21 protein-coding genes are annotated in these 26,251 nt (G+C 39.9%); 18 read left to right on the forward strand and 3 right to left on the reverse strand.

The genetic code is table 11. The features are described 5' to 3' along the window. The first annotated feature begins 278 nt into the window (after nucleotides 1–278). The 18 genes from ACK1I8_RS01885 (at nucleotide 279) to ACK1I8_RS01970 (ending at nucleotide 22,071) form a co-directional block, all read left to right on the forward strand. Entirely contained in the window at nucleotides 279–716 is a 438-nt protein-coding gene (locus ACK1I8_RS01885; protein ID WP_412467678.1) for a GNAT family N-acetyltransferase, read from the forward strand. Between the two features lie 6 nt (nucleotides 717–722). Continuing rightward, nucleotides 723–1,916 (forward strand): phosphoglycerate kinase, encoded by a 1,194-nt coding sequence (locus ACK1I8_RS01890; protein ID WP_412467679.1) that lies wholly within the window; start codon nucleotides 723–725, stop codon nucleotides 1,914–1,916. A gap of 417 nt (nucleotides 1,917–2,333) precedes the next feature. Continuing rightward, complete coding sequence (gene mraZ / locus ACK1I8_RS01895) at nucleotides 2,334–2,801, forward strand: division/cell wall cluster transcriptional repressor MraZ (RefSeq protein ID WP_412467680.1); 468 nt, start codon at nucleotides 2,334–2,336, stop codon at nucleotides 2,799–2,801. After that, nucleotides 2,791–3,696 carry a 16S rRNA (cytosine(1402)-N(4))-methyltransferase RsmH gene (gene rsmH, locus ACK1I8_RS01900; protein ID WP_412469341.1) on the forward strand — a complete coding sequence of 302 codons (906 nt, stop codon included), beginning with the start codon at nucleotides 2,791–2,793 and terminating at the stop codon, nucleotides 3,694–3,696. The genes mraZ and rsmH overlap by 11 nt, the downstream gene beginning before the upstream one ends. Continuing rightward, the gene (locus tag ACK1I8_RS01905; RefSeq protein ID WP_412467681.1) at nucleotides 3,693–4,115 is read left to right on the forward strand and encodes an FtsL-like putative cell division protein; all 423 of its coding nucleotides are present in this window, start codon (nucleotides 3,693–3,695) and stop codon (nucleotides 4,113–4,115) included. The genes rsmH and ACK1I8_RS01905 overlap by 4 nt, the downstream gene beginning before the upstream one ends. Further along, on the forward strand, nucleotides 4,105–6,207 hold the full coding sequence (locus tag ACK1I8_RS01910) for a penicillin-binding protein (RefSeq protein ID WP_412467682.1): 2,103 nt from the start codon (nucleotides 4,105–4,107) through the stop codon (nucleotides 6,205–6,207). Before ACK1I8_RS01905 ends, ACK1I8_RS01910 begins: the two co-directional genes overlap by 11 nt. A 76-nt stretch (nucleotides 6,208–6,283) precedes the next feature. After that, nucleotides 6,284–7,741: a UDP-N-acetylmuramoyl-L-alanyl-D-glutamate--2,6-diaminopimelate ligase gene (locus ACK1I8_RS01915; RefSeq protein ID WP_412467683.1), complete on the forward strand. Its 1,458-nt coding sequence runs from the start codon at nucleotides 6,284–6,286 to the stop codon at nucleotides 7,739–7,741. After that, on the forward strand, nucleotides 7,741–8,988 hold the full coding sequence (gene mraY / locus ACK1I8_RS01920; protein ID WP_412467684.1) for a phospho-N-acetylmuramoyl-pentapeptide-transferase: 1,248 nt from the start codon (nucleotides 7,741–7,743) through the stop codon (nucleotides 8,986–8,988). Before ACK1I8_RS01915 ends, mraY begins: the two co-directional genes overlap by 1 nt. A 128-nt stretch (nucleotides 8,989–9,116) precedes the next feature. Then, a complete protein-coding gene (gene murD / locus ACK1I8_RS01925; protein WP_412467685.1) occupies nucleotides 9,117–10,505 on the forward strand; it encodes a UDP-N-acetylmuramoyl-L-alanine--D-glutamate ligase in 1,389 nt (462 codons plus the stop codon). Between the two features lie 15 nt (nucleotides 10,506–10,520). After that, complete coding sequence (locus tag ACK1I8_RS01930; RefSeq protein ID WP_205056697.1) at nucleotides 10,521–11,714, forward strand: FtsW/RodA/SpoVE family cell cycle protein; 1,194 nt, start codon at nucleotides 10,521–10,523, stop codon at nucleotides 11,712–11,714. Between the two features lie 318 nt (nucleotides 11,715–12,032). Then, nucleotides 12,033–13,136, forward strand: coding sequence for an undecaprenyldiphospho-muramoylpentapeptide beta-N-acetylglucosaminyltransferase (gene murG, locus ACK1I8_RS01935; RefSeq protein WP_412467686.1), 1,104 nt, complete (start codon nucleotides 12,033–12,035; stop codon nucleotides 13,134–13,136). Between the two features lie 145 nt (nucleotides 13,137–13,281). Continuing rightward, complete coding sequence (murC, locus tag ACK1I8_RS01940; RefSeq protein ID WP_412467687.1) at nucleotides 13,282–14,637, forward strand: UDP-N-acetylmuramate--L-alanine ligase; 1,356 nt, start codon at nucleotides 13,282–13,284, stop codon at nucleotides 14,635–14,637. Beyond that, entirely contained in the window at nucleotides 14,630–15,835 is a 1,206-nt protein-coding gene (locus ACK1I8_RS01945) for a cell division protein FtsQ (RefSeq protein ID WP_412467688.1), read from the forward strand. The genes murC and ACK1I8_RS01945 overlap by 8 nt, the downstream gene beginning before the upstream one ends. Before the next feature lie 5 nt (nucleotides 15,836–15,840). After that, nucleotides 15,841–17,199, forward strand: a complete 1,359-nt coding sequence (gene ftsA / locus ACK1I8_RS01950) for a cell division protein FtsA (protein WP_086545007.1) — start codon at nucleotides 15,841–15,843, stop codon at nucleotides 17,197–17,199. A 129-nt stretch (nucleotides 17,200–17,328) separates the two neighbouring features. Further along, nucleotides 17,329–18,960 carry a cell division protein FtsZ gene (gene ftsZ, locus ACK1I8_RS01955; protein WP_412467689.1) on the forward strand — a complete coding sequence of 544 codons (1,632 nt, stop codon included), beginning with the start codon at nucleotides 17,329–17,331 and terminating at the stop codon, nucleotides 18,958–18,960. Nucleotides 18,961–19,128: 168 nt separating this feature from the next. Continuing rightward, nucleotides 19,129–20,370 carry an aminotransferase class I/II-fold pyridoxal phosphate-dependent enzyme gene (locus tag ACK1I8_RS01960; RefSeq protein WP_412467690.1) on the forward strand — a complete coding sequence of 414 codons (1,242 nt, stop codon included), beginning with the start codon at nucleotides 19,129–19,131 and terminating at the stop codon, nucleotides 20,368–20,370. Nucleotides 20,371–20,624: 254 nt separating this feature from the next. Continuing rightward, the gene (locus tag ACK1I8_RS01965; protein ID WP_090982499.1) at nucleotides 20,625–20,801 is read left to right on the forward strand and encodes a histone H1; all 177 of its coding nucleotides are present in this window, start codon (nucleotides 20,625–20,627) and stop codon (nucleotides 20,799–20,801) included. A gap of 100 nt (nucleotides 20,802–20,901) precedes the next feature. Beyond that, a complete protein-coding gene (locus ACK1I8_RS01970) occupies nucleotides 20,902–22,071 on the forward strand; it encodes an esterase (RefSeq protein WP_412467691.1) in 1,170 nt (389 codons plus the stop codon). A gap of 70 nt (nucleotides 22,072–22,141) precedes the next feature. Here the strand turns inward: ACK1I8_RS01970 and dapA are convergent, their stop codons facing one another. The 3 genes from dapA to ACK1I8_RS01985 form a co-directional block, all read right to left on the reverse strand. Further along, complete coding sequence (dapA, locus tag ACK1I8_RS01975; protein WP_412467692.1) at nucleotides 22,142–23,029, reverse strand: 4-hydroxy-tetrahydrodipicolinate synthase; 888 nt, start codon at nucleotides 23,027–23,029, stop codon at nucleotides 22,142–22,144. 84 nt (nucleotides 23,030–23,113) lie between these two features. Further along, on the reverse strand, nucleotides 23,114–25,126 hold the full coding sequence (gene ligA, locus ACK1I8_RS01980; RefSeq protein WP_412467693.1) for an NAD-dependent DNA ligase LigA: 2,013 nt from the start codon (nucleotides 25,124–25,126) through the stop codon (nucleotides 23,114–23,116). Nucleotides 25,127–25,480: 354 nt separating this feature from the next. Continuing rightward, nucleotides 25,481–26,155, reverse strand: coding sequence for a hypothetical protein (locus tag ACK1I8_RS01985; protein ID WP_412467694.1), 675 nt, complete (start codon nucleotides 26,153–26,155; stop codon nucleotides 25,481–25,483). Nucleotides 26,156–26,251: the final 96 nt, after the last annotated feature.

Below are 26,251 nucleotides of genomic sequence, written 5' to 3' on the forward strand. Positions count from 1 at the left end.
TACTTAAAAAGTCCGTTTTAAGCAGTCAAAAATGCAGATTACTCCTTTAACTCTGACCTATTGTAATCAACAATTAAATGGTAGGTCTGTTTGATACAATGTGTGTTTTATGGCTACTTTGGCTGAGATTGTTGATGAAATGGGCTTAATATCGAAATAGTAACACTTTCTGGCATTATTATTAGAGCGTTTCAATTGCTTTATTAACTTTGCAAACGTTTTCGGTGCAAGTAAGGGCGATGTCCTGTTTTGGATGTCTCTGATGATAATTAAAAAATATGGTCAAATTTATCCTTCCTGAAGAAGTTCTGCCTTTAAGAAGTCTGGTTTTACGGAACGGCAAACCATTCGAAGCTTGCGTTTTTGAAGGCGACCTGGCCTATGATACCTTTCACCTGGGTTTTTTAAAAGATGGCGAAATTAAATCTGTTGCCACATTTATGCGCAATGATTTTTTCCCTGAAGAAGGTGAAGGTTATCAGTTAAGGGGAATGGCCACACATCCAAATGCAGAAGGCAGGGGATACGGGGCGGCATTGGTTAACTTTGCTATCGAATATCTGAAAGAATATAAAACCGATTATTTATGGTGTAATGCCCGCTCAACAGCAGCGGCATTTTATAAAAAAATCGGCTTTACCACCGAATCGCCGGAGTTTGATATCCCTGGCATCGGTTTTCATTACGAAATGAAATTAAACTTAAATCAAAAATAATTAAACATGAACACCATTGACCAATTTGACTTTAAAGATAAAAAAGCATTAATCAGGGTAGATTTCAACGTGCCTTTGGATGATGAATTTAAAATTACCGACGATAAAAGAATCAGAGCAGCATTACCTACCATTACCAAAATTTTAAAAGATGGCGGCGCGGTAATTTTAATGTCGCACTTAGGTCGTCCGAAAGATGGTCCTACCGATAAATATTCTTTAAAACACATCTTATCTGATTTATCTGCTCTTGTTGGTGTTGAGGTTAAGTTTGCTGACGATTGCATTGGCGAAAGTGCAGTAAAACAGGCGGCTGATTTAAAATCGGGCGAAGTTTTATTGTTAGAAAACCTTCGTTTTTACAAAGAAGAAGAAAAAGGTGATGTGGCCTTTGCAGAGAAATTATCAAAATTGGGTGATGTTTATGTAAATGATGCCTTTGGTACCGCGCACCGCGCACATGCCTCAACTTCAATTATTGCCCGGTTTTTTCCGGATGCAAAATACTTCGGTTATTTAATGGCTGCTGAAGTAGAAAATGCAGAGAAAATCTTAAATCACGCTGAAAGACCTTTTACAGCCATTATGGGCGGTGCTAAAGTATCTGATAAAATTCTCTTGATCGAGAAATTGTTAGAGAAGGTAGATAACCTGATTATTGGCGGTGGTATGGCTTACACTTTTGCCAAGGCACAGGGTGGAGAAATTGGTACCTCATTGTTGGAGGCTGATAAACAGGAACTTTCTTTAGAACTGATCGAAAAAGCGAAAGCAAAAGGTGTAAACCTGATTTTACCAATTGATACGGTTATTGCAGATAAATTTGCCAACGATGCCGCGAAACAGGATGTGGCAGCAGGTCATATCCCGGCTGATTGGATGGGATTGGATATCGGCCCTAAAACAGCTCAATTATTTCAGGATGTAATCAAAAACTCCAAAACTTTATTGTGGAATGGACCAATGGGTGTTTTTGAAATGGAAAGCTTCCAGGTGGGTACTAAAGCCGTTGCCGATGCGGTAGTGGCTGCAACTAAAGATAACGGAGCTTTTTCTTTAATCGGTGGTGGCGATTCAGCTGCGGCGATAGCCAAATTCGGTATGGAGGATGAAGTGAGTTATGTTTCTACCGGTGGCGGTGCCTTACTTGAATATATGGAAGGCAAGGAATTACCAGGCGTTAAAGCCATTAACGAATAAGCGATAACCATACCTATATTGAAGGCCTTGCAAATGATCTTTGCAGGGCTTTTTTATTTAAATGAATAACAATATGATCAGCTGTGATACTACGCTGTACCTTTAGTTAAAAGTTTAAGACAGGGGTAATACCGACTTCATATTTTACATCGATAAGTTATTAAGATGCTCATTTTTAATAATATTTGACTTTAGACGGAAAAACTGGGCAGACGTGACACTTTTCTCTGATATGTGCTTAAGCTGCTTATTATCAGTTGCTAATGGTTTGTTAACTGTGCGGTGAGGCTTGCTGAGACTACATTAGGCAGCTAATAATGTAACAAAAAAGATGTGGAAAACTTTTTTGTGGTAAAAAGTGGTAAAAAGTGGTAGAACTATTTACTTTTACACTAGATAAAAAGTGTAGATACCACTATGACCCAACTTTTAGGAGAATTTGATTGTAAACTTGACGCGAAGGGCCGCCTTATGGTGCCTGCTGCGCTTAAGAAACAATTGCCTGAATCTGAGAAGGAAGGGTTAATCATCAACCGTGGTTTTGAAAAAAACCTGGTTATCTATCCAAAGAAAGTCTGGGATGCTGTTGTAGCTGATCTTTCTAAACTTAATATTTACGATCAGGAAAACCGGGCCTTTGTAAGGGCTTTTACACGTGGAGCAACCGAGCTTTCGCTTGATGCGGCCGGTCGGGTGCTATTACCAAAATCGCTGGTTGATTATGCGGGTATCGGTAGTGATCTGGTGTTGGCTTGTCAGTTAGATCGTATTGAAGTTTGGGATAAAAAATCTTACGAAGATATTTTTGATGATGTGCCGGCTAATTTTGCCAGCCTCGCTCAAAAGGTGATGGGTGATAAGAAAGGAGGTGCTGATGGAGAATAGTTACCATGTGCCTGTAATGTTGCAGCCTTGTATTGATGGTTTGAATATTAAACCTGATGGGGTTTACGTTGATGTAACCTTTGGTGGTGGCGGTCATTCTAAAGAGATTTTAAAACATCTTGGGCCGAAAGGCAGGCTGATTGCTTTTGATCAGGATCCTGATGCGCAGGCTAACATTCCGGCTGACGAGCGTTTTGTTTTTATCGACCAGAACTTTGGTTTTTTGAAAAATAACCTTCGCTTGAAAGGTTTCAGGCAGGTTGATGGTATTCTGGCTGATTTAGGGGTGTCTTCTCATCAGTTTGATGTGCCTGGACGTGGTTTTTCCATCCGTCACAATGCCGATCTGGATATGCGAATGGATCAGCACCGGGAGTTAACGGCAGCTGAAATCCTGAATACCTATTCTGAAGATAAGCTACATAAAATATTCGGAATTTATGGCGAGGTTAAAAATGCAAAATCTTTAGCGCGTGCTATTGTTACTTCGCGTTTGGAGCGGCCTTTCACTGATATCAATAGTTTGAAATCGGCTATATCGGCCTATATCCCAAAGGGAAAAGAAAATAAATACCTGGCGCAGGTTTTTCAGGCACTTAGGATAGAAGTGAATGCAGAAATCCAGGTGCTTGAAGATTTTTTACAGCAAGCGGCCGAGGTGTTAAAGCCGGGTGGCCATTTGGTGGTCATGTCTTATCATTCATTGGAAGACCGGCCGGTTAAAAACTTTATGGCGAAAGGGAAATTTCAAGGTGAGGTAGAAAAAGATTTTTTCGGAAATCAGCAAAAGCCATTTAATGTAATTACGCGTAAAGCGATTGTTGCCACGGATGAGGAAATTGCGCAGAATAATCGTGCCCGCAGTGCCAAACTTAGAATTGCAGAAAAAATATGAACAGGTTTAGAGAGGAGATAGAAGAAGAGGAAACTGGACCTGAGCCGGAATTAAAAGCTGCGCCCAAAAAGCCGAAAACTGCTGAAGAAAAAATGGATAGCAACTCTTTCATCAGCAAGCTTTTTAATGATGGATTGGTAAGTAAAGAGGCGGCGACCGATGCTTTGCCATATTTGTGCTTTCTGGCTTTTTTGGGCATGATTTATATTGCCAATAGCCATTTTGCGGTGAACAATGTACGTCGTATTGATAAATTAAATAAAGAAGTAAAAGAATTAAGATGGGAGTATAAGTCCCTTAAGGCCGACCTGATGTTCAAAAGTAAATTGACGGAGGTTGCTAAAAAGGTAGATACCCTTGGTATAAAAGAACTGATTGAACCACCAAAAAAAATAATTGTTAAAAGCGATGAATATTAGAGCAAACATCTTGCTTCGTGTATATCTGGCATTTGGCTTAATTGTGCTTTTTGCTTTCGCGGTGTTTTTACGCCTCGGTCAGGTGCAGTTTGTACAGGGGAAAAAATGGAAAGCTATGGCAGATAGTCTTTCTACGCGTTATGTAAATGTGGAAGCTACCCGTGGGAATATTTATTCTAACGACGGCAGTTTGCTGGCTACCTCGATACCGGAATACGAGCTGCGTATGGATATGTTTGCCGGCGGTATTGCTGATGATAAGGTATTTAATGAAAAAGTAGATTCGCTGGGATATAAATTATCACAGATTTTTCAGGATAAAACGGCTAAGGAATATGCCCGTTACCTGCGTAAAGGCAGGCAGGATAGTGCACGTTATTTATTGATTCACCGTAAAGTAGGTTATGCCGATCTCAAAACGATCAGAACCTTTCCGCTTTATAATATCGGTAAATATAGTGGTGGCTTAATTGCCGTGCAGCAGAATAAACGTATTCTTCCTTTTCAGGCCTTAGCTGCCCGTACCATCGGGTATAAAAACGAAAATGTAGCCAATGGTGTGGGTTTGGAAGGTGCATATAAAGAATACATCAATGGCGAGACCGGAAAAAGATTGATGCAGCGCATTGCAGGAGGGGTTTATATCCCGGTAAATGAAGAAGCTGAAGTTGCGCCCAAAGATGGAGCTGATATTATCTCGACTATTGACGTGAATATGCAGGATCTGGCCCAAAGTGCATTAGAGAAGCAGCTGATTAAGTCGCAGGCCGATCACGGTACAGTGATTTTAATGGAGGTGGCAACTGGCGAAATCAGGGCGGTGGCCAATTTCTCTAAAGTAGAAGAAGGGGTATATAAAGAGAAATTTAACTATGCCATAGCGGGTAATCAAGATCCGGGCTCAACTTTTAAACTGGCTTCCTATATGGCGCTTTTAGAAGATAAACTGATTGATACCAATACCATGATCGGAACCGGGTATTACCAGATTCCGGGAAAACTGATCACAGATTCGCACCCTAAAATTGAAACGGTTACCGCAAAAAAAGCCTTTGAAACATCGTCCAATGCTGCAATTGCAAAGCTGATTAACATGCATTATGGTAGCGATCCGATAAAATTTACCGATCACCTATATGATTGGCATCTGAATCAAAAAATGGATCTACAGATTCCTGGTGAAGCGAGGCCTGTAGTTAAAAATCCTAAAACAAACAAAAGCTGGAACAAAAACATGACCCTTCCCCAGATGGCCTATGGTTATGAAATGCAGTTAACCCCATTAAAAATGTTGACTTTGTATAATGCGGTGGCCAATAATGGCAAGATGTTGCAACCGATTTTTGTAAAAGAGATCAGAAGGTTGGGCAATCCGATCGAGCAGTTCAAAGCAAGGGTAATTAATGATAAAATCTGTTCGGATGTTACCTTGAGCAAAATTAAAAAAATGCTTGAAGGGGTGGTAACAGAAGGTAGCGGGAAACAGGTGGTTTACAATCCATTATATCCGATTGCCGGTAAGACGGGTACTGCGCAGGTGGCTGATGCGAATAAGGGATATAAAGCTAATAAGCAATATCAGGCTTCTTTTGTAGGGTATTTTCCGGCTGATAAGCCAAAGTATTCATTAATCGTCGTGATCAATGATCCAAAGGGTGCTTATTATGGTGCTACGGTTTCGGGACCGGTATTCAGGGAAATTGCTGATCGTATTTACGCCAGCGATATGCAGATGTACAATGATGTACCTACCCGCTTGGTGGGCAATACCGGAACACCACCTACAAAGGCTGGGCAGAGTAAAGCGACTCAAAAAGTGTATAAAGCTTTCGGGTTTAAACCTCTTTTTGCTTCTAAATCTGAATATTACAATATTATCGATACCAGTGCAGGGACAATTTTTCAGGAAAATAACGAGCGCAAAGGTGTAATGCCGAACGTGAAAGGGATGGGCCTGAAAGATGCTTTGTATCTGTTAGGAAATGCTGGTTTAAAAACCAGGGTCTTTGGTTCGGGAAAAGTGATCAGTCAGTCGATTGCTGCCGGTACGAAAGTAGGCAAGGGATTAGCTGTGCAGATAGAGTTGAATTAAGGTGTAAGGTTTAAGGTGTAGGGTTTTAAGGTCTTGTTGCTTGACACTCACTACTTAATACTAAAAAATAAAAAAAATGCAATTACAGGATTTACTTTACGGTGTAACGATTAAAGAATTGGTTGGTAAAACCGATAGGCAGATCAATGCCCTGAATTTCGATTCGCGTAAGGTAGGTAAGGACGATATCTTTTTTGCAGTAGTAGGTACGTTAGTTGATGGACACCAGTTTATTGAACAGACTGTTCAGCAGGGCGCAGGGGTAATTATTTGTGAAAATTTACCCGAAATCCAGGATTTTACGATTACTTATATTAAGGTAGACAATACGTCGGTAGCACTGGGGATTATGGCCGGTAATTATTTTGGAAATCCATCAGCAGATTTAAAACTGATCGGTATTACCGGAACCAACGGAAAAACCACCATTGCGACCATTCTTTTTAAATTATTTAAAGATCTGGGTTATAAAACCGGGCTGATATCAACCGTAGAGAATTACATCAATGATATGGTTGTGCCAGCTACGCATACTACACCAAACCCAATTGCCTTAAATCAACTTTTAAGGGATATGGTAAACGCAGGTTGCGATTATTGTTTCATGGAAGTGAGTTCGCATGCCGTAGCCCAGCACCGGATAGAAGGATTAACTTTCTCTGGCGGCGTATTTTCAAATTTAACGCATGATCATTTAGATTTTCACAAAACTTTTGATGCTTATCTGAAAGCGAAAAAGGCATTTTTTGATATGCTGCCTAAAACGGCATTCGCATTGACGAATATCGACGATAAAAATGGTATGGTGATGTTGCAAAATACCAAAGCACATAAAAAAACCTATGCCCTTAAACAACTGGCCGATTTTAAAGCAAAGATTATTGAAAACCAGTTCAGTGGCCTGCATCTAGATATTGATAACGAGGATGTATACTTTAAACTGGTAGGCTCTTTTAATGCCTATAACCTATTGGCCGTTTACGGAACCGCAATTTTATTGGAGCAGGATAGGTTAAAGGTACTGACAATGCTGAGCCGTTTATCCGGTGCCGAAGGAAGGTTTGATTATATAACATCTGTCGACAAAATTATTGGTATTGTTGATTACGCACATACCCCGGATGCTGTTCAGAATGTGTTAAGTACCATTGCCAATATACGCAAAGGAACCGAACAGGTTATCACGGTAATCGGTTGCGGCGGAGATCGTGATAAAACCAAACGCCCAGTAATGGCTCAGGTGGCCTGCGATTGGAGCGATAAGGTGATCCTCACCTCTGATAATCCACGTACGGAAGATGCCCAAACCATTATTAACGATATGGAAGCCGGAGTTTCTCCCACAAATAAACGTAAAACATTATCCATTTTAGATAGAAGGGAAGCCATAAAAACGGCCTGTCATTTAGCGCAGCCAGGAGATATTATTCTTGTTGCGGGTAAAGGACATGAGAAATATCAGGAAATTAATGGTGTAAGGAGCCATTTTGACGATAAAGAAATTTTACTTGAACAATTAAAACCAATCAGCTGATGTTATATTTACTATTCGAATACCTGCATAAGCATTATGATATACCTGGGTTAAGGTTGTTCCAGTACATCACTTTCCGTGCTTCCATTTCTATCATTTTGTCGCTGATCATCACTACGGTATATGGCCGTAGGTTAATTGATTTTTTGCATAAGAAACAGGTGGGCGAAACCGTTCGGAATTTAGGTTTAGAAGGTCAGATGCAGAAACAGGGTACGCCAACTATGGGGGGTATCATCATTTTGCTGGGTATTCTGATACCGACACTGCTTTTTGCCAATATAACCAATATCTACGTCGTTCTGATGGTAATCACCACGATCTGGATGGGCGCAATTGGCTTTCTGGATGATTACATTAAAGTCTTCAAGAAAAATAAGGAAGGTTTAGCGGGTCGCTTTAAAGTTGTTGGCCAGGTGGGCCTGGGGTTAATTGTTGGTACAACCATGTATTTTCATCCTAATATTGTGGTGAGAGAAACTGTTCAGGATAATGTTAAAAATACTTCTACGGTTCCGATGGTACTGCGTCAGAAAGGTGAAACCTTTTACTATACGCAAGATGTAAAATCGACCAAAACCAATATGCCTTTTTATAAGAATAACGAGTTCGATTATGCCAAGGTATTGAAGTTTTTGGGAGGCGATTATCAGAAGTATGCATTTATCATATTCCTCATTTTTACGGTGTTTATTATTACGGCGGTTTCAAATGGAGCCAATATTACCGATGGTATTGATGGGCTTGCCACTGGTACTTCTGCTGTAATTGGCATTACCCTGGGAATTCTGGCTTATGTATCGGGTAATACGATCATGGCTGACTACCTGAATATCATGTATATCCCGAATTCGGCAGAGCTGATGATTTTTGCCGGTGCGTTTGTTGGCGCATGCGTGGGTTTCCTTTGGTACAATTCTTATCCTGCGCAGATTTTCATGGGCGATACCGGAAGTCTGGCCATTGGAGGGATCATTGCCGCATTTGCCCTGATGATCCGTAAGGAACTCTTGATCCCGATTTTATGCGGAATATTCCTGGTAGAACTGGTATCAGTAATTATGCAGGTTTCGTACTTCAAATACACCAAGAGGAAATTTGGAGAAGGCCGTAGGATTTTCCTGATGTCGCCTTTGCATCACCACTACCAGAAAAAAGGATATCACGAAGCCAAGATTGTAACCCGCTTCTGGATTATCGGAATCATGCTGGCGATTATGACCATAGTGACATTGAAATTGAGGTAATTCAAGGTGGAAGGTTTAAAGGTGGAGGGTGTAAGGTTTAAGTAGATCAGTAAATGAAAAATAAATAAAAGTGTAATAGTAGTGTCTCGATACCCGATACTAATCACTTAATACTAAAATATAAAACAATGAACACGAATAACATCACATCAAGCAATACGAAGTCAGCAATGACCGGGCAGGGCCGTGTGGTTATTCTTGGAGCTGGTGAAAGCGGGGTAGGTGCAGCAAGGCTGGCGCAGGCCAAAGGTTTTGAGGTATTTGTTTCTGATTATGGTATAATTACCGATAAATATAAAGCTGTTTTAGAAAAGCTTGGTGTACCCTTCGAATCGGAAAAGCATACTGAAGAATTGATTTTGAATGCAACCGAAGTAATAAAAAGTCCGGGTATTCCGCCAACAGCACCTATCGTTAAAAAACTGGTTGCCCAGGGCATTCCGGTGATTTCTGAAATTGAGTTTGCCAAAAGGTATACCCATGCCAAAACCATCTGCATTACGGGTTCCAATGGTAAATCAACCACAAGTTTGTTAACCTATCACATTTTAAAAAATGCGGGGTTAAATGTAGGTTTGGCCGGTAATATCGGGCAGAGTTTTGCGGCCCAGGTGGCCACAGAAGATTATGAATATTATGTGCTTGAAATCTCAAGTTTTATGCTTGATGATATGTTTCAGTTCAAGGCAGATATTGCAGTTCTATTGAACATCACACCCGATCATTTAGACCGGTACGATTATAAACTGGAGAATTATGCAGCATCAAAAATGCGCATTATTCAAAACCAGACTGCAGATGATATTTTCATCTATTGTGCAGACGACGAAGAAAGCCTGAAAGCCATGGCTATAACCAAGCCTCTTGCCAAAACCTATCCTTTTTCGATTGTTAAAACATTGGAAAAAGGTGCTTATCTAGAAGAAAATACGCTACATATCCTTACAGAACCTAATAACCAACTAACCATGTCTATTTTAGATTTAGCCTTACAGGGCAAGCACAACATTTACAATTCTATGGCCTCTGGCATTGTGGCTAAAGTTTTAGAATTAAGAAATGAGTCCATCCGCGAGAGTATGGGTAATTTCAAGAATATTGAGCACAGGTTAGAGCATGTGGCAAAAATTTCGGGGATTGATTTCATTAACGATAGTAAAGCCACCAATGTGAACTCTACCTGGTATGCTTTAGAAAGTATGACGAGCGATGTAGTGCTGATCATGGGCGGTGTTGATAAAGGTAACGATTATGGCATGCTGAAGGATCTGGTTAAAAGTAAAGTAAAGGCGATTGTATGCCTGGGTAAAGACAATAAACGCATTCATGATGCCTTTGAGGATGATGTAGAGATCATTGTAAATACTTTTTCTGCAGAAGAAGCTACACAGATTGCTTTCCACCTGGCTAAACGCGGCGATGCCGTATTGCTATCGCCTGCATGTGCAAGTTTTGATTTGTTTAAAAATTATGAAGACCGCGGTAACCAGTTTAAGGCGGCAGTTAGAGAATTATAATAGGAGGCTCAATAGATGTTGCAGGCACTACTTAATAAAACAAAAGGAGATAGATGGATCTGGTTGATCATCATCCTGCTTTCGCTTATTTCTGTTATGGCGGTGTACAGCGCAACGGGTACTCTGGCCTATAAAAAAGGAGAAGCTGTAGAAAAATTGTTGCTTACCAAGCACCTTATTTTCGTACTGCTGGGTATAGGTATGATTTATATCGCCCACCTGCTCGATTACCGCTATTATGCCGGTATCTCGAAGGTATTGATGATTGTAACGATTCCTTTGTTGTTTTACACCTTAATATTTGGTACCAACCTAAACGATGCTTCAAGGTGGGTGAAAATACCCGTAATTGGGCTGACCTTTCAAACTTCCGATTTGGCCAAGCTGGCATTAATTACCTTTTTGGCCCGGATGTTAACCAAAAAGCAAGAAAATATTAAGAACGTTAAAGAGTCATTTATACCCATTATGGGTTCGGTTTGTGTGGTATTTGTTTTAATCGCACTGGCCAATTTATCTACAGCATTAATGCTGTTTGGGGTAAGTATATTGCTGTTGATTATCGGGAGAATCAGTATTAAACAGATCGCGATTGTTTGTGCCGGAGGTTTTGTCCTGTTGTTGTTTGTTTTCTTTTTGGGACCGAGGAGAAAAACCTACATGTCGCGTATCAATACGTTTATGCATCCTGAAATGCAGCATTCAGATAAAACTTTCCAGGCAGATCAGGCAAAAATTGCCTTGGCTACTGGTGGTGTTTTTGGTAAAGGACCAGGTAATAGTACACAACGCAATTTCCTACCACATCCGTATTCCGATTTTATTTTCGCCATTATTATTGAAGAATGGGGAACTGTGGGAGGAATTGTTATCATGATACTATACCTGGTGCTTTTATACCGATGTATCAAGATCGTAACCCGGGCGCCCAAGGCTTTCGGGGCACTGCTGGCCGCCGGACTGAGTTTCAGTCTGACCATTCAGGCCTTTGCAAATATGGCAGTAGCCGTTGGTTTAGGTCCGGTAACCGGAGTTCCGTTGCCACTGGTAAGTATGGGGGGTACCTCAATGATTTTTACCAGTGTGGCCTTTGGTATTATTTTGAGCGTAAGCCGTGATGTAGAAGAAAATGCCAATGCAGCAACAAAAGAAGATAAGGAAAAGGTTAAAAATAAAGTAATAATTGGTGAAATACCTGCGATAGCCTAGTCAGGTTGAAGGTGGGAAGGTTGAAGGTGGGAAGGTTGAAGGTTGAAGGTGGGAAGGTTGAAGGTGGGAAGGTTGAAGGTGGGAAGGTTGAAGGTAGGAAGGTTGAAGGCGTAGGATTGAGAGTGGGAATGTTTAAAGAATTGAAAGGTTGGAAAGTCAAACCAAGGCCCTAAAATAGGTTGTGTCTTCGTGCCTTAGTGATAAAATATACTTGGTGTGCTTTGCGAAAACTTTGCGCGCTTTGCGGTTAAAAATTAAGCCCAGTGCCCTCTGTGAGAACTCAGTGCACGCATTAGTAAAAACAGATAAACAATTAAAATGAATAATTCCCCAAAAATTATCATATCAGGTGGTGGTACCGGCGGGCACATTTTTCCCGCCGTAGCCATAGCCAATGCGCTAAAACGCATGGTTCCAACCTGTGAAATCTTATTTGTGGGTGCCCTGGGCCGCATGGAAATGGAAAAAGTTCCTGCAGCAGGGTATAAAATTATAGGATTAAATATTAGCGGCATGCAACGCGGCTCGATTGTTAAAAATTTGGCACTTCCGCTAAAGGTAATCGGTAGTGTGCGTAAAGCCATGCAGATTATTAATGATTTTAAACCCGATGCAGTAGTTGGTGTTGGTGGTTATGCTTCCGGACCACTGTTGTATGCATCCTCATTAAAAGGAATTCCTTACCTCATACAGGAACAGAATTCTTACGCAGGGATCACCAATAAGTGGTTAGGTAAAAAGGCTTCGAAAATCTGTGTCGCTTTTGATGGTATGGAACAGTTTTTTCCAGCTGATCGGATTTTAAAAACAGGAAATCCTGTACGCCAGGAAGTAGTTGATATTAAAGGCAAACACCATGCAGGAGCCGAATTATTAAAGCTAGATCCACTGAAAAAAACCATTATGGTTACCGGTGGAAGTTTAGGTGCAGGAACATTAAATAAGGCAATAGAAAAACACTTAGCTGAAATTGTTGCGGAAGATGTACAGGTGATCTGGCAAACCGGTAAATATTACTACAAAGGGGTTATAGAAAGATTGGGGCTGGATTATCATCCAAACGTTCGGATCCTGGAGTTTTTAAATAAAATGGATCTGGCTTATGCCGCTGCCGATGTCATTATCAGCCGGGCAGGAGCGGGAACCATCGCAGAACTTTGTCTGATCAGAAAGCCGGTGATTTTAGTGCCTTCACCAAATGTAGCCGAAGACCATCAAACCAAAAATGCGATGGCCCTGGTTAAAAATGGAGCAGCCATATTAATTAATGATCGAGCTGCAGAAGATATGCTGGTAAAAGAAGCGTTGGCATTGTTAACAAATAAAGAACAGTGCGAAACATTGGCCTGGAACCTGGCTAAAATGGCATTGCCAAAGGCGGATGAAATTATTGCCGGAGAAGTATTGAAATTGATTAAATAAGCTTAAAGACTAAAGCAGAAACGCCGAAGCAAAGACAGATCGTCATTGCGGGGCAGCAATCTTAAAGCGATAGAAAATAACAAAATAAAACAGGAGAAAGACAGACAGCCTTAAGCTTTGGTCTTTTTGCTTTTAGCTAAAAAAAATGGAATTAAGTAAAATAAATAGGGTTTTCTTTGTAGGTATCGGTGGTATCGGCATGAGTGCGCTTGCCCGTTATTTTGCTAAACGCGGACAGGTGGTTTGTGGTTACGACAAAACGCGGACTAAACTGACTGAAACCTTGGAGCAGGAAGGTATTCTTATTACCTATCTTGATGAAGAATCTTCATTGCCTGATGGGTTTCTGGGTCATCAGGATGATACCCTTGTTGTTTATACACCAGCAATTCCAAAAGATTCGAATATTTTAAACCACTTTATAAACAGAGGTTTTACATTAAAAAAACGTTCAGAAGTTTTAGGCATTATCAGTAGGGGAATGTTCTGCATTGCCATTGCAGGTACGCATGGCAAAACCACCACATCATCTATTGTTGCACATATTTTAAAAGATACCGGCTACGATTGCACTGCTTTTTTAGGTGGCATAACCAGCAATTACAACACTAATGTGCTTTTCGGAAAAAATAATGTGGTTGTGGTAGAGGCTGATGAATACGATCGTTCGTTTCTTACCCTGCACCCTGATGTAGCGGTGGTTACTTCGATGGATGCCGATCATTTGGATATTTACGGAGATAAAAGTCATCTCGAAGAATCTTTCCGTTTATTTGCCGGCCAGCTCAAAGCCAAAGGTATACTTTATGCGCACGAAGGATTGCCGCTGGAGAAAAGCATCGGTTACGCGGCAAGTTCAACAGCAGCAGTTAAAGCAGAAAATTTAAGGGTAGAAGGCTCCAGATTTTTTTTCGATTATAGAGACAGTACCCAAAACATAAAAAATATCAGTTTAATGCTCCCGGGCAAGCACAATGTAGAAAACACAACGGTTGCCATTGCCATTGCCCTGCAATTGGGCATTGATACTGAGAAGGTAAAACTGGCTGTTGCTAATTTCAAGGGCGTTAAACGCCGCTTTGAATATATTGTAAATAATGACAATCAGATTTATATTGATGATTATGCACATCATCCTGAAGAATTGAGGGTTTGTTTTGATGCGGTAAGGCAGTTATATCCGGATAAAAAGTTAACGGTAATTTTTCAGCCGCACTTATTCACACGGACAAGAGATTTTGCAGATGAATTTGCAAAAGTTTTAAGCACGGTAGATGAACTCATGCTATTGGAGATCTATCCGGCAAGAGAATTGCCGATTGATGGCATAAATGCTCAGTTTTTGTTGGATAAAATCACGCTTGCAGATAAAAAAATAGGTGGAAAAGATTTAGTGGTTCAGTATGTTAAAGATACGAAACCTGAATTAATTTTAACAGTTGGCGCGGGAGATATCGACACGATTATCGAACCCCTTAAAAATGCTTTGAACAATGCTTAAACGGATAAACTGGGGCGCAATTTTTACCGGCTTTGCCTGGCTCATCAGCCTTGCAGGGGTGGTGGTGCTTTTGAGTTTTATCAATGTAAAGAAACGGACGGTTAAATGTACAGATGTTAAGATCCTGATCCCCGGGGCAGATAATTTTATAGAACGCGAAGAGATCGACGCGATTTTGAAAGAAGATCAGGGAGTACTTTTAGGTCGTAACCTCGAGAATATCAATATCCATAAAATCGAGAAAAAACTGCAGTCTAACCCTTACATCGGTTTTGCTAAAGTATATGTGGATATGGATGGGGTACTTCATATTGAAGTAAAACAGCGTCAGCCTATCCTTCGCATATTGAACGAAAACGGACAAGATTTTTACATTGATAATGACGGACTGAAAATGCCTATTTCATCAAACTTCACGGCTAATGTGTTGGTGGCAACAGGGCATATTACAGAAGTTTTTGGTAGTAGGGTTGATACCTTACATACACAATTGGCAAGAGATTTATATAAAACTGCACAGTTCATTAAAAAAGATACACTCTGGGATTCTCAGATCGAGCAGGTGGTGGTTGATCAGAAAAATGATATCGAACTGATACCAAGGGTCGGTAATCAGCGCATTATTTTAGGTAATGCCGATTCGCTCGAAAAGAAGATGAAAAACCTGTTGCTGTTTTACAAAAAGGCGATGCCACAGGTAGGATGGGATACTTACAGAACCATCAATATTAAGTATACCAACCAAATTGTTTGCGAAAAAAGAGATTCTACAGAATTAGGAAAAAAAGCTAAAACAATTTCTGCAGCAGATAGTTTGAGGATACAACGAAGTGTAACCGACTCCTTAATCAATAGTACAATTGTTGCGGCAATGGATGATCGCCCGGAGTCTGGTCAACAAAAAAAAGAAGAACCAAAAAAAACTGAAGTTCGAAGGGTTGAAGTTAAAAAAACTGAGCCTAAAAAATTAGAACCCCAAAAAACAACACCAGTTAAAACAGAAGTAAAAAAGCCGGCGGTTACGTCAGCCACAAAACCAAAGGAAACGAAACCTGCGGATAAAAAAGAAAAACCGAAGCAAACGGTAACAACACAGCCAAAGCCGGCAAAATCTGAGGCGCAATTGAAAAAAGAAAAAGAAGCAAGAGAGAAAGAAATCAAAGCCCTGGAAAAACAGTATAAAACTCAGCAAAATTAACAAATATGGACAAGGCAAAATTTACCAGTCAGTCGCCCATTGTAGTAGGATTGGATATCGGTACTACAAAAATTTGTGTTATCGTAGGCCGTAGAACGCAACACGGTAAGATAGAAATCTTAGGAATAGGAAAGGCAGAATCAGCCGGAGTAACGCGTGGGGTGGTTTCTAACATTCAAAAAACAGTACAGGGCATTGCTCAGGCTGTTGAAGTGGCAAGCGGACAATCCAATGTAGAAATACAGGTGGTAAATGTGGGGATCGCTGGTCAGCACATTAAGAGCTTACAGCACAGGGGTATTTTAACAAGAAGAGAATTAAACAACGAAATCGGTAAAAAGGATATTGATAAGTTAATTGATGATATGTTTAAGCTGGTAATGCCACCGGGTGAGGAGATCATCCATGTATTGCCGCAAGAGTTTACCATCGATAATGAGCCGGGAATCAAAGATCCGATCGGTATGGCAGGGGTTCGCCTTGAAGCTAACTTTCATATTATTTCCGGTCAGGTTACTGCCGTAAAAAATATCATCAAATGTGTAAACAATGCAGGCTTACAGACTCAGGATTTAATTCTTGAGCCATTGGCTTCGTCTGAATCGGTGTTGAGCGAGGAAGAAAAAGAAGCGGGTATTGCATTGGTTGATATTGGTGGTGGTACTACAGATATTGCTATTTTCCACGAAGGTATTATTCGTCATACCGCTGTTATTCCATTCGGTGGCAATAGTGTTACCGAAGATATCAGAGAGGGTTGCTCTGTAATGCGTAACCAGGCTGAGTTGTTGAAAACGCGTTTCGGTTCGGCATTGGCTGAAGAAAACAAAGAAAACGAGATTATTTGCGTTCCTGGTTTACGTGGCCGCGAACCAAAAGAAATCTCGGTTAAAAATCTGGCCTACGTTATTCAGGCACGCATGGAAGAAATTATTGAACACGTGTATTACGAGATCAAATCTTCCGGATATGAGAAAAAACTGATCGGTGGTATTGTAATTACCGGTGGCGGTGCTTTATTAAAGCACTTATCTCAGGCGGTTGAGTATGTAACCGGTTTAGATTGCCGTATCGGTTACCCGAACGAGCATTTGTCTAAATATGAAGATATGCCTAAAGCTATCTATGATGATCTGAAAAGCCCAATGTATGCAACCAGTGTGGGTTTGCTAATTAAAGGGATTCAGAAAGCAGAAGAGTTGATTGAGGAAATGAAGCAACCCGGTGTTTTTGTCGAAAAACCAAAAACAGCTAAAGAAAAAGAAAAACGTGGACCAGGTTTGTTTGATAAATTACTGGCAAAAACAAGAACTTTCATTCAGGATGATATGAATGTGAGTGATGAAGATTACCTGAAAAGCTAATTATTTTTCAACAAAGAAAGAGTTTTCCACATTCTTAACACTTGTGGAAAACGTCTGTTGAAAAAGTGTTAATATTACATGGAGTAATGAACAGAATTTAAAATTTTTAAACAACTGATTCATAAAGATATGCAGTTCGAAATGTTAAAAGATAAATCTTCTATCATCAAGGTTATTGGTGTTGGAGGTGGTGGCGGAAACGCAGTGAACCATATGTACCTGTCTGGTATTACTGGTGTAGATTTTATTATTTGTAATACAGATGCCCAGGCTTTGGAATCTAGTCCTATACCTAACAAGGTACAATTAGGCGCTAGTTTAACTGAAGGAATGGGCGCTGGTTCTATTCCTGAAGTTGGTAAAAACTCCGCTATAGAAAATATAGATGATATTAAGGCCATGTTGGGTAATACCACCAAAATGCTTTTTATTACAGCTGGAATGGGCGGTGGTACCGGAACAGGCGCTTCACCAATCATTGCTAAAGCAGCTAAGGAGCTTGACATTTTAACTGTAGCCATCATTACTACGCCATTTTCTTTCGAAGGAAAAAGACGTAGACTGCAGGCCGATGAGGGTTTGGAAGAGTTGAAAAAATATGTAGATTCTTATCTGGTTATCTCCAACGACCGCCTTCGCGAAATATTCGGAAACTTAACCTTAGGTTCTGCCTTTGGCCAGGCCGATGATATTTTAACAACGGCTGCAAAAGGCATTGCAGAAATTATTACGGTTCCGGGGTATATCAACGTGGATTTTAAGGATGTTCGTACCGTAATGAAAGATAGCGGTGTGGCTATTATGGGTAGTTTCGCCGCAGAGGGCGATGACCGTGCATTACAGGCAGTAGAAGGTGCTTTGGCTTCCCCGTTATTAAAAGATAATGAAATTGAAGGGGCCCGTTATATTTTATTGAATATCAGCTCTGGTTTGCGTGAAGTAACCATGGATGAGGTTTCAATCATTACCGATTATATCCAGGAGAAAGCTGGTTTATCAGCTGATTTGATCTGGGGTAACTGTACAGATGAATCTTTGGGTGATAAACTTTCTGTAACCATTATTGCAACAGGTTTCCAAACTTCAGAAGAACGCGTAAAAGAAGAAAAAAATAAAAAGAAAATATCACTTTTAACACCAGAAGAAGCACCGCTTGTTCGTCCGGTTGAACCAGTAAATTCTTTCATTCAGCCTAAAGCAGCACCATCTTATGAGCCTGTTTTAAAAACCAAGGAAGAAGTTTCGCAGGCAGATCTTTTTGGTGGGATGTTCAGTAAATCTGAACCTCAAAAAGTTCAGGAGCCCGAAAATAATGTGGTTCGCCATACTTTAATTGAAGAGGAGCCTCAGGTAGAAGAAGCCAAAGAAACCGGATTTGAGTTCGAAGTTAAATTGGCTGAAACCAATTTTGTATTCGAAACACCAGTTGCCAAAGCGGCTCCTATGCCGCAGCCTGAACCTGAAATCGAGATGCCGGTGGTTGGCTTAGATGATGATAAAAGTGACGAATCAATGGAAGAGCAATTGAAAAAATCTAAAGAACGTATTTTGCGTTTAAAAGATCTGAGCATGAAATTGCGCACAACCAATGGTTTACAGGAACTGGAAAATGAACCCGCTTACAAACGTAAGCAAATGCAGTTGCAACAAGTTCAGCATTCTTCCGAATCGCAGGTAAGTAGGTTTACTTTAAGCAACGATCAGGACGGCGGTACAGAGATTAGACCTAATAATTCTTTTCTGCACGATAACGTTGATTAAACCCAACCAGATATAAATTAAAGCCCCGTTGTAACATCGGGGCTTTTTTGGCATACAATTGGAACACTAAAAAGTCTTAGCTGATACTTAAAAAGATCATTAGGTTGATTTTAAGCTGAATAAAGCTTAAATTCGCAAAATTTAATAATAAAAAAAACAGGTAATACATTGGATATATTCGATAAAATAGCGAAACACATGGGCCCGATCGGTCAACACCAGAAATGGTCTCATGGGTATTTCTCGTTTCCAAAATTAGAGGGAGAAATTGCACCGCATATGCAATTTAAAGGAAAAGAGCATTTGGTTTGGAGTTTAAACAACTACTTAGGTTTAGCCAATCACCCGGAAGTAAGAAAGGCAGATGAAGAAGCTGCAGCTCAATATGGTATGGCTTATCCGATGGGGGCCCGTATGATGAGTGGCAATTCTAAGTTTCACGAGCAGTTGGAACAGGAACTGGCCGCTTTTGTTGGCAAACCTGATGCATTTTTATTAAATTATGGTTACCAGGGGATGGTATCGATTATTGATACCCTGGTTGATCGTAACGATGTAATTGTTTATGATGCCGAATCGCATGCCTGTATTATTGATGGTTTGCGCTTACACATGGGTAAACGTTTCGTATATAAACACAATGATATTGAAAGTGCCCGCAAACAGTTAGAGCGCGCTACGAAATTAACGCAAGAATCTGGCGGCGGTATTTTGTTGATTACCGAAGGTGTTTTTGGTATGAGCGGTGCACAGGGAAAATTAAAGGAAATTGTCGATCTTAAAAAGGAATTCGAATTCCGTATTTTGGTTGATGATGCACACGGTTTCGGTACCATGGGCAAAACAGGAGCGGGTACACATGAAGCCCAGGATTGTATTGACGGGATTGATGTATATTTCGGTACTTTTGCCAAATCAATGGCTGGTATTGGTGCTTTTGTTGCATCTACCGAAGAAATTACTAATTTCCTGAGATACAACATGCGTTCACAAACTTTTGCCAAAGCTTTGCCAATGCCAATGGTAATTGGATTATTAAAACGTTTAGAGTTATTGAAAAGCCGTCCGGAGTTAAAAGATAAACTTTGGGAAATTGCCACAGTTCTTCAAAAAGGATTACGAGAGCGTGGTTTCGATTTAGGTGTTACCGATTCGGTAGTTACACCGGTTTTCTTAAAAGGGGAACTTTCTGATGCTACAGCACTTACATTCGATCTACGTGAGAACTATGGCATCTTCTGCTCAATTGTAGTGTATCCGGTAATTCCTAAAGGTATGATCGAATTGCGTTTAATCCCAACGGCTGTACACACGCTGGAAGATGTACAACGTACTTTGGACGCTTTTAGCGAAGTTGCGGAGAAGTTAGCAAACGGATATTATAAAGAGAATCTTTTCGCTACTGCTTAAGATCAATGAAAATTTTACAAAGCCCTTTAAACACGTTTAAAGGGCTTTTTTTGTGGGTTTTTGTTGTAAATAACTGTGTATCAGTTATTTGTTGATTTTGTTTTTTAAAATTATATGTTTATAAATCTATAGGTGTGGAAAAAAACGGTTTAGCAGGCTGTTTTTTTGTTGTTTCAAAATTTTTTTATTTCGCTAAACCCTTTAAATTAGATAATTAAATCTAAAACTTTAAAGAACCATAAGAGTAATCAAAAATGAAAAAATTCGAAGAAGTAAAAAGTTTAGTGGCAGCTTTGGAAGCTGACGCAGACAAATTTTATAACAAAGGCAACAGCGCGGCAGGAACCCGTGTACGTAAAGGTATGCAGGATCTGAAAAACTTAGCCCAGGCCATCCGTTTAGAAGTTCAGGAAACCAAAAATAAAGCTTAAGCAATTTTAAATAAATATGATATCAGATGGCCTCTTTATACGAAGAGGCCATTGTTTTTATCAGATAAAATTAAATCATCACGATTACCTTATTCTTACCATGAAAAAACTAATTCTACTAATGCTGCTTGGTTGCACCCAATTCATGTATGCCCAGGAAAATTTAAATTTTGGCCGTCAGAAAGAAATCATATCGCCGCAAACGAATCCTGACGGTACTTTTACTTTCAGGCTTAAAGCTCCAAACGCAAGGAAGGTAGAGATACAGGGTGATTTTTTGGTTTCGAAGCCAAATACTCCACCCACGCAGGAAATGAAATTGGGAACTGATAGTATTTGGTCATATACTTCTTCAGTTTTGCACTCGGAACTTTACAGTTACAGTTTTATCGTTGATGGTTTGAGGATCCGGGATCCAAACAACGTTTACCTGATCAGAGATGTATCATCTGTTGTAAATGTGTTTTTAGTGGGAAATGGCAAAGCAGATTTATATATGGTTAAAGATGTACCGCATGGAACGGTGGCAAGACGTTGGTATCAGTCCGATGGGCTTAAAACCAGTCGCAGACTTACTGTTTACACGCCGCCAGGTTATGAAGCATCGAAAGGGAATTATCCTGTTTTATATCTGTTACACGGTGTTGGAGGGGATGAAGAAGCCTGGATGCAACTCGGCAGAGCTTCTCAGATCTTAGATAACCTTATTGCTGCAGGCAAAGCCAGGCCGATGATTGTGGTGATGACTAATGGTCACACCAGTAACACCGCTGCACCGGGAGAATCTTCAAAAGGACTCTATAAGCCGATTATGATGACACCTGATGTTTTTAATGGTGATATGGAATCCTATTTTAAAGAAATTATAGATTTTACAGAGAAAAACTATCGTACCGGTAAAACGCAGAATGACCGGGCCATTGCAGGTTTATCAATGGGAGGATTTCATTCCCTGTACATATCGGCCAATTATGCTAAAACCTTTGGTTATGTCGGTTTATTTTCTCCGGCGATATTGCCACCTGCCAATGCAGTAAGCCCTATATACAAAGATTTGGATGCGAAACTTGAAGCGCAAAAGAAAAATGGCTACAACTTATATTGGATTGCGATAGGTAAAACAGATTTCTTATATAAAAATGTGAGTGATTTTAGAAAAAAGCTTGATGGAATGAACTTCAAATATGATTATAAGGAAAGTGAGGGTGGGCATACCTGGTCGAACTGGCGGGATTACTTATCAGCATTTACGCCGATGTTGTTTAAATAATTCTTTCCAAGCGAAAAAGGCCTCCATATTTTCAATCTGGAAGCCTTTTTATTATTATTCAATCACGCGATTAAGCCGTTTGAATTATTTTATCAAGTTCAGCAATAATTAATTGTTCTAAAGATGATGATGCTTTTACCAGTGGTAATCTCACCGCATCCCCACAAATATTTAAATGTTTCAAAGCAGCTTTAATTCCTGCCGGATTTCCTTCTGCAAAGGCTAAACGCGTAAACTCTACCAAATTTAAGTGGGAAGGATTGGCCGCTTTAAAATCGCCTTGCAAACATAAATTAACCATGTCTGTAAAAGGTTTTGGAACCGCATTTGCAATCACGGAAATTACCCCCGAAGCGCCTAAAGCAATCATGGGTAAGGTAACCGGGTCATCTCCAGAAATTAATAGAAAATCATCTGGTTTATCCCTCATAATCTGGTTAAACTGATCAAAGCTTCCTGATGCTTCTTTCGTTGCGATGATGTTTTTAAAATCGTGCGCCAACCTGCAAGTCGTTTCCGGACTCATATTACTCATCGTACGACCGGGAACATTGTAGAGGATTAAATCCAATGGCGAAATTTCGGCTAAATATTTATAATGCTGATAAATGCCTTCCTGGGTAGGCTTGTTGTAGTAAGGGCTAACGGATAAAATTGCGCTATAACCCGAGGCATTGAACGATTTAATGTCATCAGCTACAGCTAAAGTATTATTCCCTCCAATACCGGCAACCAATGGTAACCTGTTATTGTTAATTTCAGCAGTATAAGCCCACACCTTCTTTTTCTCTTCCTTGGTCATTGTAGCGGTTTCGCCGGTTGTACCTAAAGAAACGAGGTAATCTACTCCTCCTTCTACCAAATGATTAATCAGGTTTTTTAAGCCATTATAATCAACTGATCCATCTGTGTTGAAAGGTGTAACCAATGCTACACCAGTACCCTGAAATTTGTTCATTTTAATTTATAATTGTTGAATTTTTTTGGCGAATCATCGCATACCTGCTGCTGCTATGATTCATCAATCCATCCTTCTCTCAATTTATTTTATCATTTCCAATAGCTCGGCATCGCTGATGATCGGAATGTTGAGTTTATTTGCTTTCTCCAGTTTCGATGGTCCCATATTGTCGCCTGCTACCAGATAATTCAATTTGCCCGAAATGCCGCTTAGCATCTTTCCTCCATTGGCCTCAATCATATCTTTAAGCTCATCGCGGCTAAAGTTTTCAAAAACGCCCGAAATTACGAATGTTTTTCCAATAAGTCGGTCACTATCAAGTGTAATTACTTTTTCTTCAATTTCAAACTGCAATCCTGCCAATTTTAATAATTCTACCTGCCGTAAATGTTCAGATTTTCCGAAATACTCAACAATACTCTCCGCAATGCGCTGTCCAATTTCGTCTATGGCGATTAATTCCTCTACAGTAGCCTTTGCCAGATTGTCGATATTTTTTACTCCGGCAGCAGTTTTTTTTGCAACTGTTTCGCCAACATAACGGATGCCCAAGCCAAAAAGCACTTTTTCAAAAGGCATTTCTTTCGATTTTTCAATGCCTTTAAGCATATTTTCGATTGAACGTTCGCCGAAACGGTCTAAGGTTTTAAGCTGGTCTGATTTTTCGTGTAATGTATATAAATCACTGATGTGCCTTACGAGGCCATGTCTGTAAAAAGTTTCGATCGTTTCGTCTCCAAGCCCATCAATATTCATGGCCTTTCGCGAAATAAAGTGCTGGATTTTTCCGACAATCTGCGGCGGACAGCCTTCATCGTTGGGGCAATAGTGTACCGCTTCACCTTCTTTTCTGATCAGTTCCGTTCCACATTCAGGGCAATGATGAAGATAATGCACCTTTTTTGATCCAGGTAACCGTTTCTCCAGATTTACCTTAATAATTTTCGGGATAATTTCGCCACCCTTTTCAACATAAACCGTATCACCTTCATGTAAATCTAAGCGGTCTATCTCATTAGCATTGTGCAAGGTGGCCCGTTTAACGGTAGTTCCGGCCAATAAAACAGGTTTTAAATTGGCAACTGGTGTAACTGCTCCGGTCCTGCCCACCTGATAGGTTACTTTTTCCAGAACCGTTTCAACCTCTGCTGCTTTATATTTGTATGAAATGGCCCAACGCGGTGATTTGGAGGTGAAACCCAATTCCTGCTGTTGTGCATAACTGTTTACCTTAATTACGATACCGTCAATATCATAACTCAATTTAAAACGTTCGTTTTCCCAGTAATGGATAAATTCCAGGACAGCGTCTATATCCGAAACTAGTTTGGTATGCTCACAAACATGAAAACCCCATTCTTTTACAGCATTTAAGCTTTCCCAATGGGTTTTAAATTCATTTTTATCTGTATACAAAAAGTAGATAAAACCATCCAAAGGTCGTTTGGCTACTTCCTTGCTGTCTTGCATCTTAATGGTTCCTGAAGCAAAGTTCCGTGGATTTGCATAAGGGATTTCGCCAAGTTCTTCCCGGTAAGCATTTAAGCGTAAAAAAGCCGCTTTGTGCATAAAAATCTCCCCACGTATTTCGAAATGATCAGGTGCTACTGCAGATTTGATCTGATGCGGAATGGTATGGATCGTTTTTACATTATTGGTTACGTCATCGCCTTTTGTGCCATCACCGCGCGTAACGGCGCGCATAAGTTTGCCATTTTCGTAAGTGAGACTGATGGATAGGCCATCAAACTTTAACTCACATACATATTGAAAATTGTCGCCAATGGCTTTACGGATGCGTTCGTCAAAGTCGCGGAGATCCTGCTCATTATAAGTATTCCCCAAAGATAACATGGGGTATTTATGTTTTACAGTGACAAAATTTTTGGTGATATCGCCACCTACGCGCTGGGTTGGTGAATTCGGATCAGCGAAATCAGGATTTGCTTTTTCGAGCTCGGCAAGGTGCTTTAATTTTTTATCAAATTCATAATCACCAATGGTAGGCATCGCCAGCACATAGTAGTTATAATTGTGCTGGTTTAATTCGGCCACCAGGGCATCCATTTCTTCTTTTATTGCAGTTAGCGACATAAGACAAATATAGAAAAAGGATAAAGGGGTTTTTAAAATGAGCTGAAATAAATATGTAGAATACTCCGATTTATCTATAGATTTAACTATTTAAATTGATCGAAGAAAGTCTGCGATCTTAATAATTGTTAAACTTAATATGCTACTTTTTGTATAAAGCAAGTGGTTTTTAAAAATTTTCCCGTTTTGATTTGTAGCATTGGATTTGTATTTTACATTAATCAATGTATCTGAATTATGGCGTTGAATAATGTAGACACAGAAGCCAAACAAGAGAAATATCTTAGTGTTTTGCGTAGTCTGGGTGCGAAGAACTTCAGCCGGAACCTGCTTTTCTTATGCTCTCTAAGAAGATTAAACTAATTTTTTCTCAATCTCCTTAAATATAACAATGTAATCCTGCTTCAGCGCATCCTTGAAAATTTCTAACTCAAAGGTAAGCTGCTGTAATTGCTTTTCATCGAGTGTTTTAGACCATAAACGCATACAAATCCGGTTCAGGGCATAACTGATGTTTTCTAGTTTCTGGTAACTCAATAGGTATTTGCTGCTGACAAATTTTTCCAAAAAATTAAAAAATACCTCAGGATTTTTTAGCTTACAGTGTTCAAGAAAATCACTTAACGATTCTTTTTTTACCGCACTCAGTTTTTCGTAAAAATGGTTTACCTGAATTAAATTATGCTCAACCAATAAATGATCTAACAATAGCTCCAGACCGATATGGGCAAGAAATGACGGGCGAACGGCTGTATTTTCTACAATAGGCTTAACAAGTTGTTTAAGTTCAGTGGTTTTTTCTAAGAAGAAATCAGAAGAATGAAAAAGCAGGTCGACAGCCAGATGTCTTTTCCAACCTATTAGCAGATTTTCTTCATCAGGACTTCCTTTAAACAGAAATTCATTTTTATGCGGATATAAATTTGCCTCTTTTACTGCATTTTTAACCAGATCGGGCAAAACCGTTCCCATTACCACGTTGGCATCACTATTTGTCCGGTCGAAATAATAATGGGATAAAAAGTTCATCTTGCAAGGTAATGTTTTCTGGTATGGTTGTAAAGAGCAGATAATAAAATATTGGTAAGTAAGGGAAGTTGTAAAAATCATTGGCGATAACTCGTT

It is taken from the genome of Pedobacter sp. KLB.chiD (genome assembly GCF_047040275.1).
Taxonomy (GTDB): domain Bacteria; phylum Bacteroidota; class Bacteroidia; order Sphingobacteriales; family Sphingobacteriaceae; genus Pedobacter.

Coding starts and splice junctions, on each gene's coding strand:
- ACK1I8_RS01885 (WP_412467678.1), top strand. CDS start 279: ATGGTCAAATTTATCCTTCCTGAAGAAGTTCTGCCTTTAAGAAGTCTG.
- ACK1I8_RS01890 (WP_412467679.1), top strand. CDS start 723: ATGAACACCATTGACCAATTTGACTTTAAAGATAAAAAAGCATTAATC.
- mraZ (WP_412467680.1), top strand. CDS start 2,334: ATGACCCAACTTTTAGGAGAATTTGATTGTAAACTTGACGCGAAGGGC.
- rsmH (WP_412469341.1), top strand. CDS start 2,791: ATGGAGAATAGTTACCATGTGCCTGTAATGTTGCAGCCTTGTATTGAT.
- ACK1I8_RS01905 (WP_412467681.1), top strand. CDS start 3,693: ATGAACAGGTTTAGAGAGGAGATAGAAGAAGAGGAAACTGGACCTGAG.
- ACK1I8_RS01910 (WP_412467682.1), top strand. CDS start 4,105: ATGAATATTAGAGCAAACATCTTGCTTCGTGTATATCTGGCATTTGGC.
- ACK1I8_RS01915 (WP_412467683.1), top strand. CDS start 6,284: ATGCAATTACAGGATTTACTTTACGGTGTAACGATTAAAGAATTGGTT.
- mraY (WP_412467684.1), top strand. CDS start 7,741: ATGTTATATTTACTATTCGAATACCTGCATAAGCATTATGATATACCT.
- murD (WP_412467685.1), top strand. CDS start 9,117: ATGAACACGAATAACATCACATCAAGCAATACGAAGTCAGCAATGACC.
- ACK1I8_RS01930 (WP_205056697.1), top strand. CDS start 10,521: ATGTTGCAGGCACTACTTAATAAAACAAAAGGAGATAGATGGATCTGG.
- murG (WP_412467686.1), top strand. CDS start 12,033: ATGAATAATTCCCCAAAAATTATCATATCAGGTGGTGGTACCGGCGGG.
- murC (WP_412467687.1), top strand. CDS start 13,282: ATGGAATTAAGTAAAATAAATAGGGTTTTCTTTGTAGGTATCGGTGGT.
- ACK1I8_RS01945 (WP_412467688.1), top strand. CDS start 14,630: ATGCTTAAACGGATAAACTGGGGCGCAATTTTTACCGGCTTTGCCTGG.
- ftsA (WP_086545007.1), top strand. CDS start 15,841: ATGGACAAGGCAAAATTTACCAGTCAGTCGCCCATTGTAGTAGGATTG.
- ftsZ (WP_412467689.1), top strand. CDS start 17,329: ATGCAGTTCGAAATGTTAAAAGATAAATCTTCTATCATCAAGGTTATT.
- ACK1I8_RS01965 (WP_090982499.1), top strand. CDS start 20,625: ATGAAAAAATTCGAAGAAGTAAAAAGTTTAGTGGCAGCTTTGGAAGCT.
- ACK1I8_RS01970 (WP_412467691.1), top strand. CDS start 20,902: ATGAAAAAACTAATTCTACTAATGCTGCTTGGTTGCACCCAATTCATG.
- dapA (WP_412467692.1), bottom strand. CDS start 23,029: ATGAACAAATTTCAGGGTACTGGTGTAGCATTGGTTACACCTTTCAAC.
- ligA (WP_412467693.1), bottom strand. CDS start 25,126: ATGTCGCTAACTGCAATAAAAGAAGAAATGGATGCCCTGGTGGCCGAA.
- ACK1I8_RS01985 (WP_412467694.1), bottom strand. CDS start 26,155: ATGAACTTTTTATCCCATTATTATTTCGACCGGACAAATAGTGATGCC.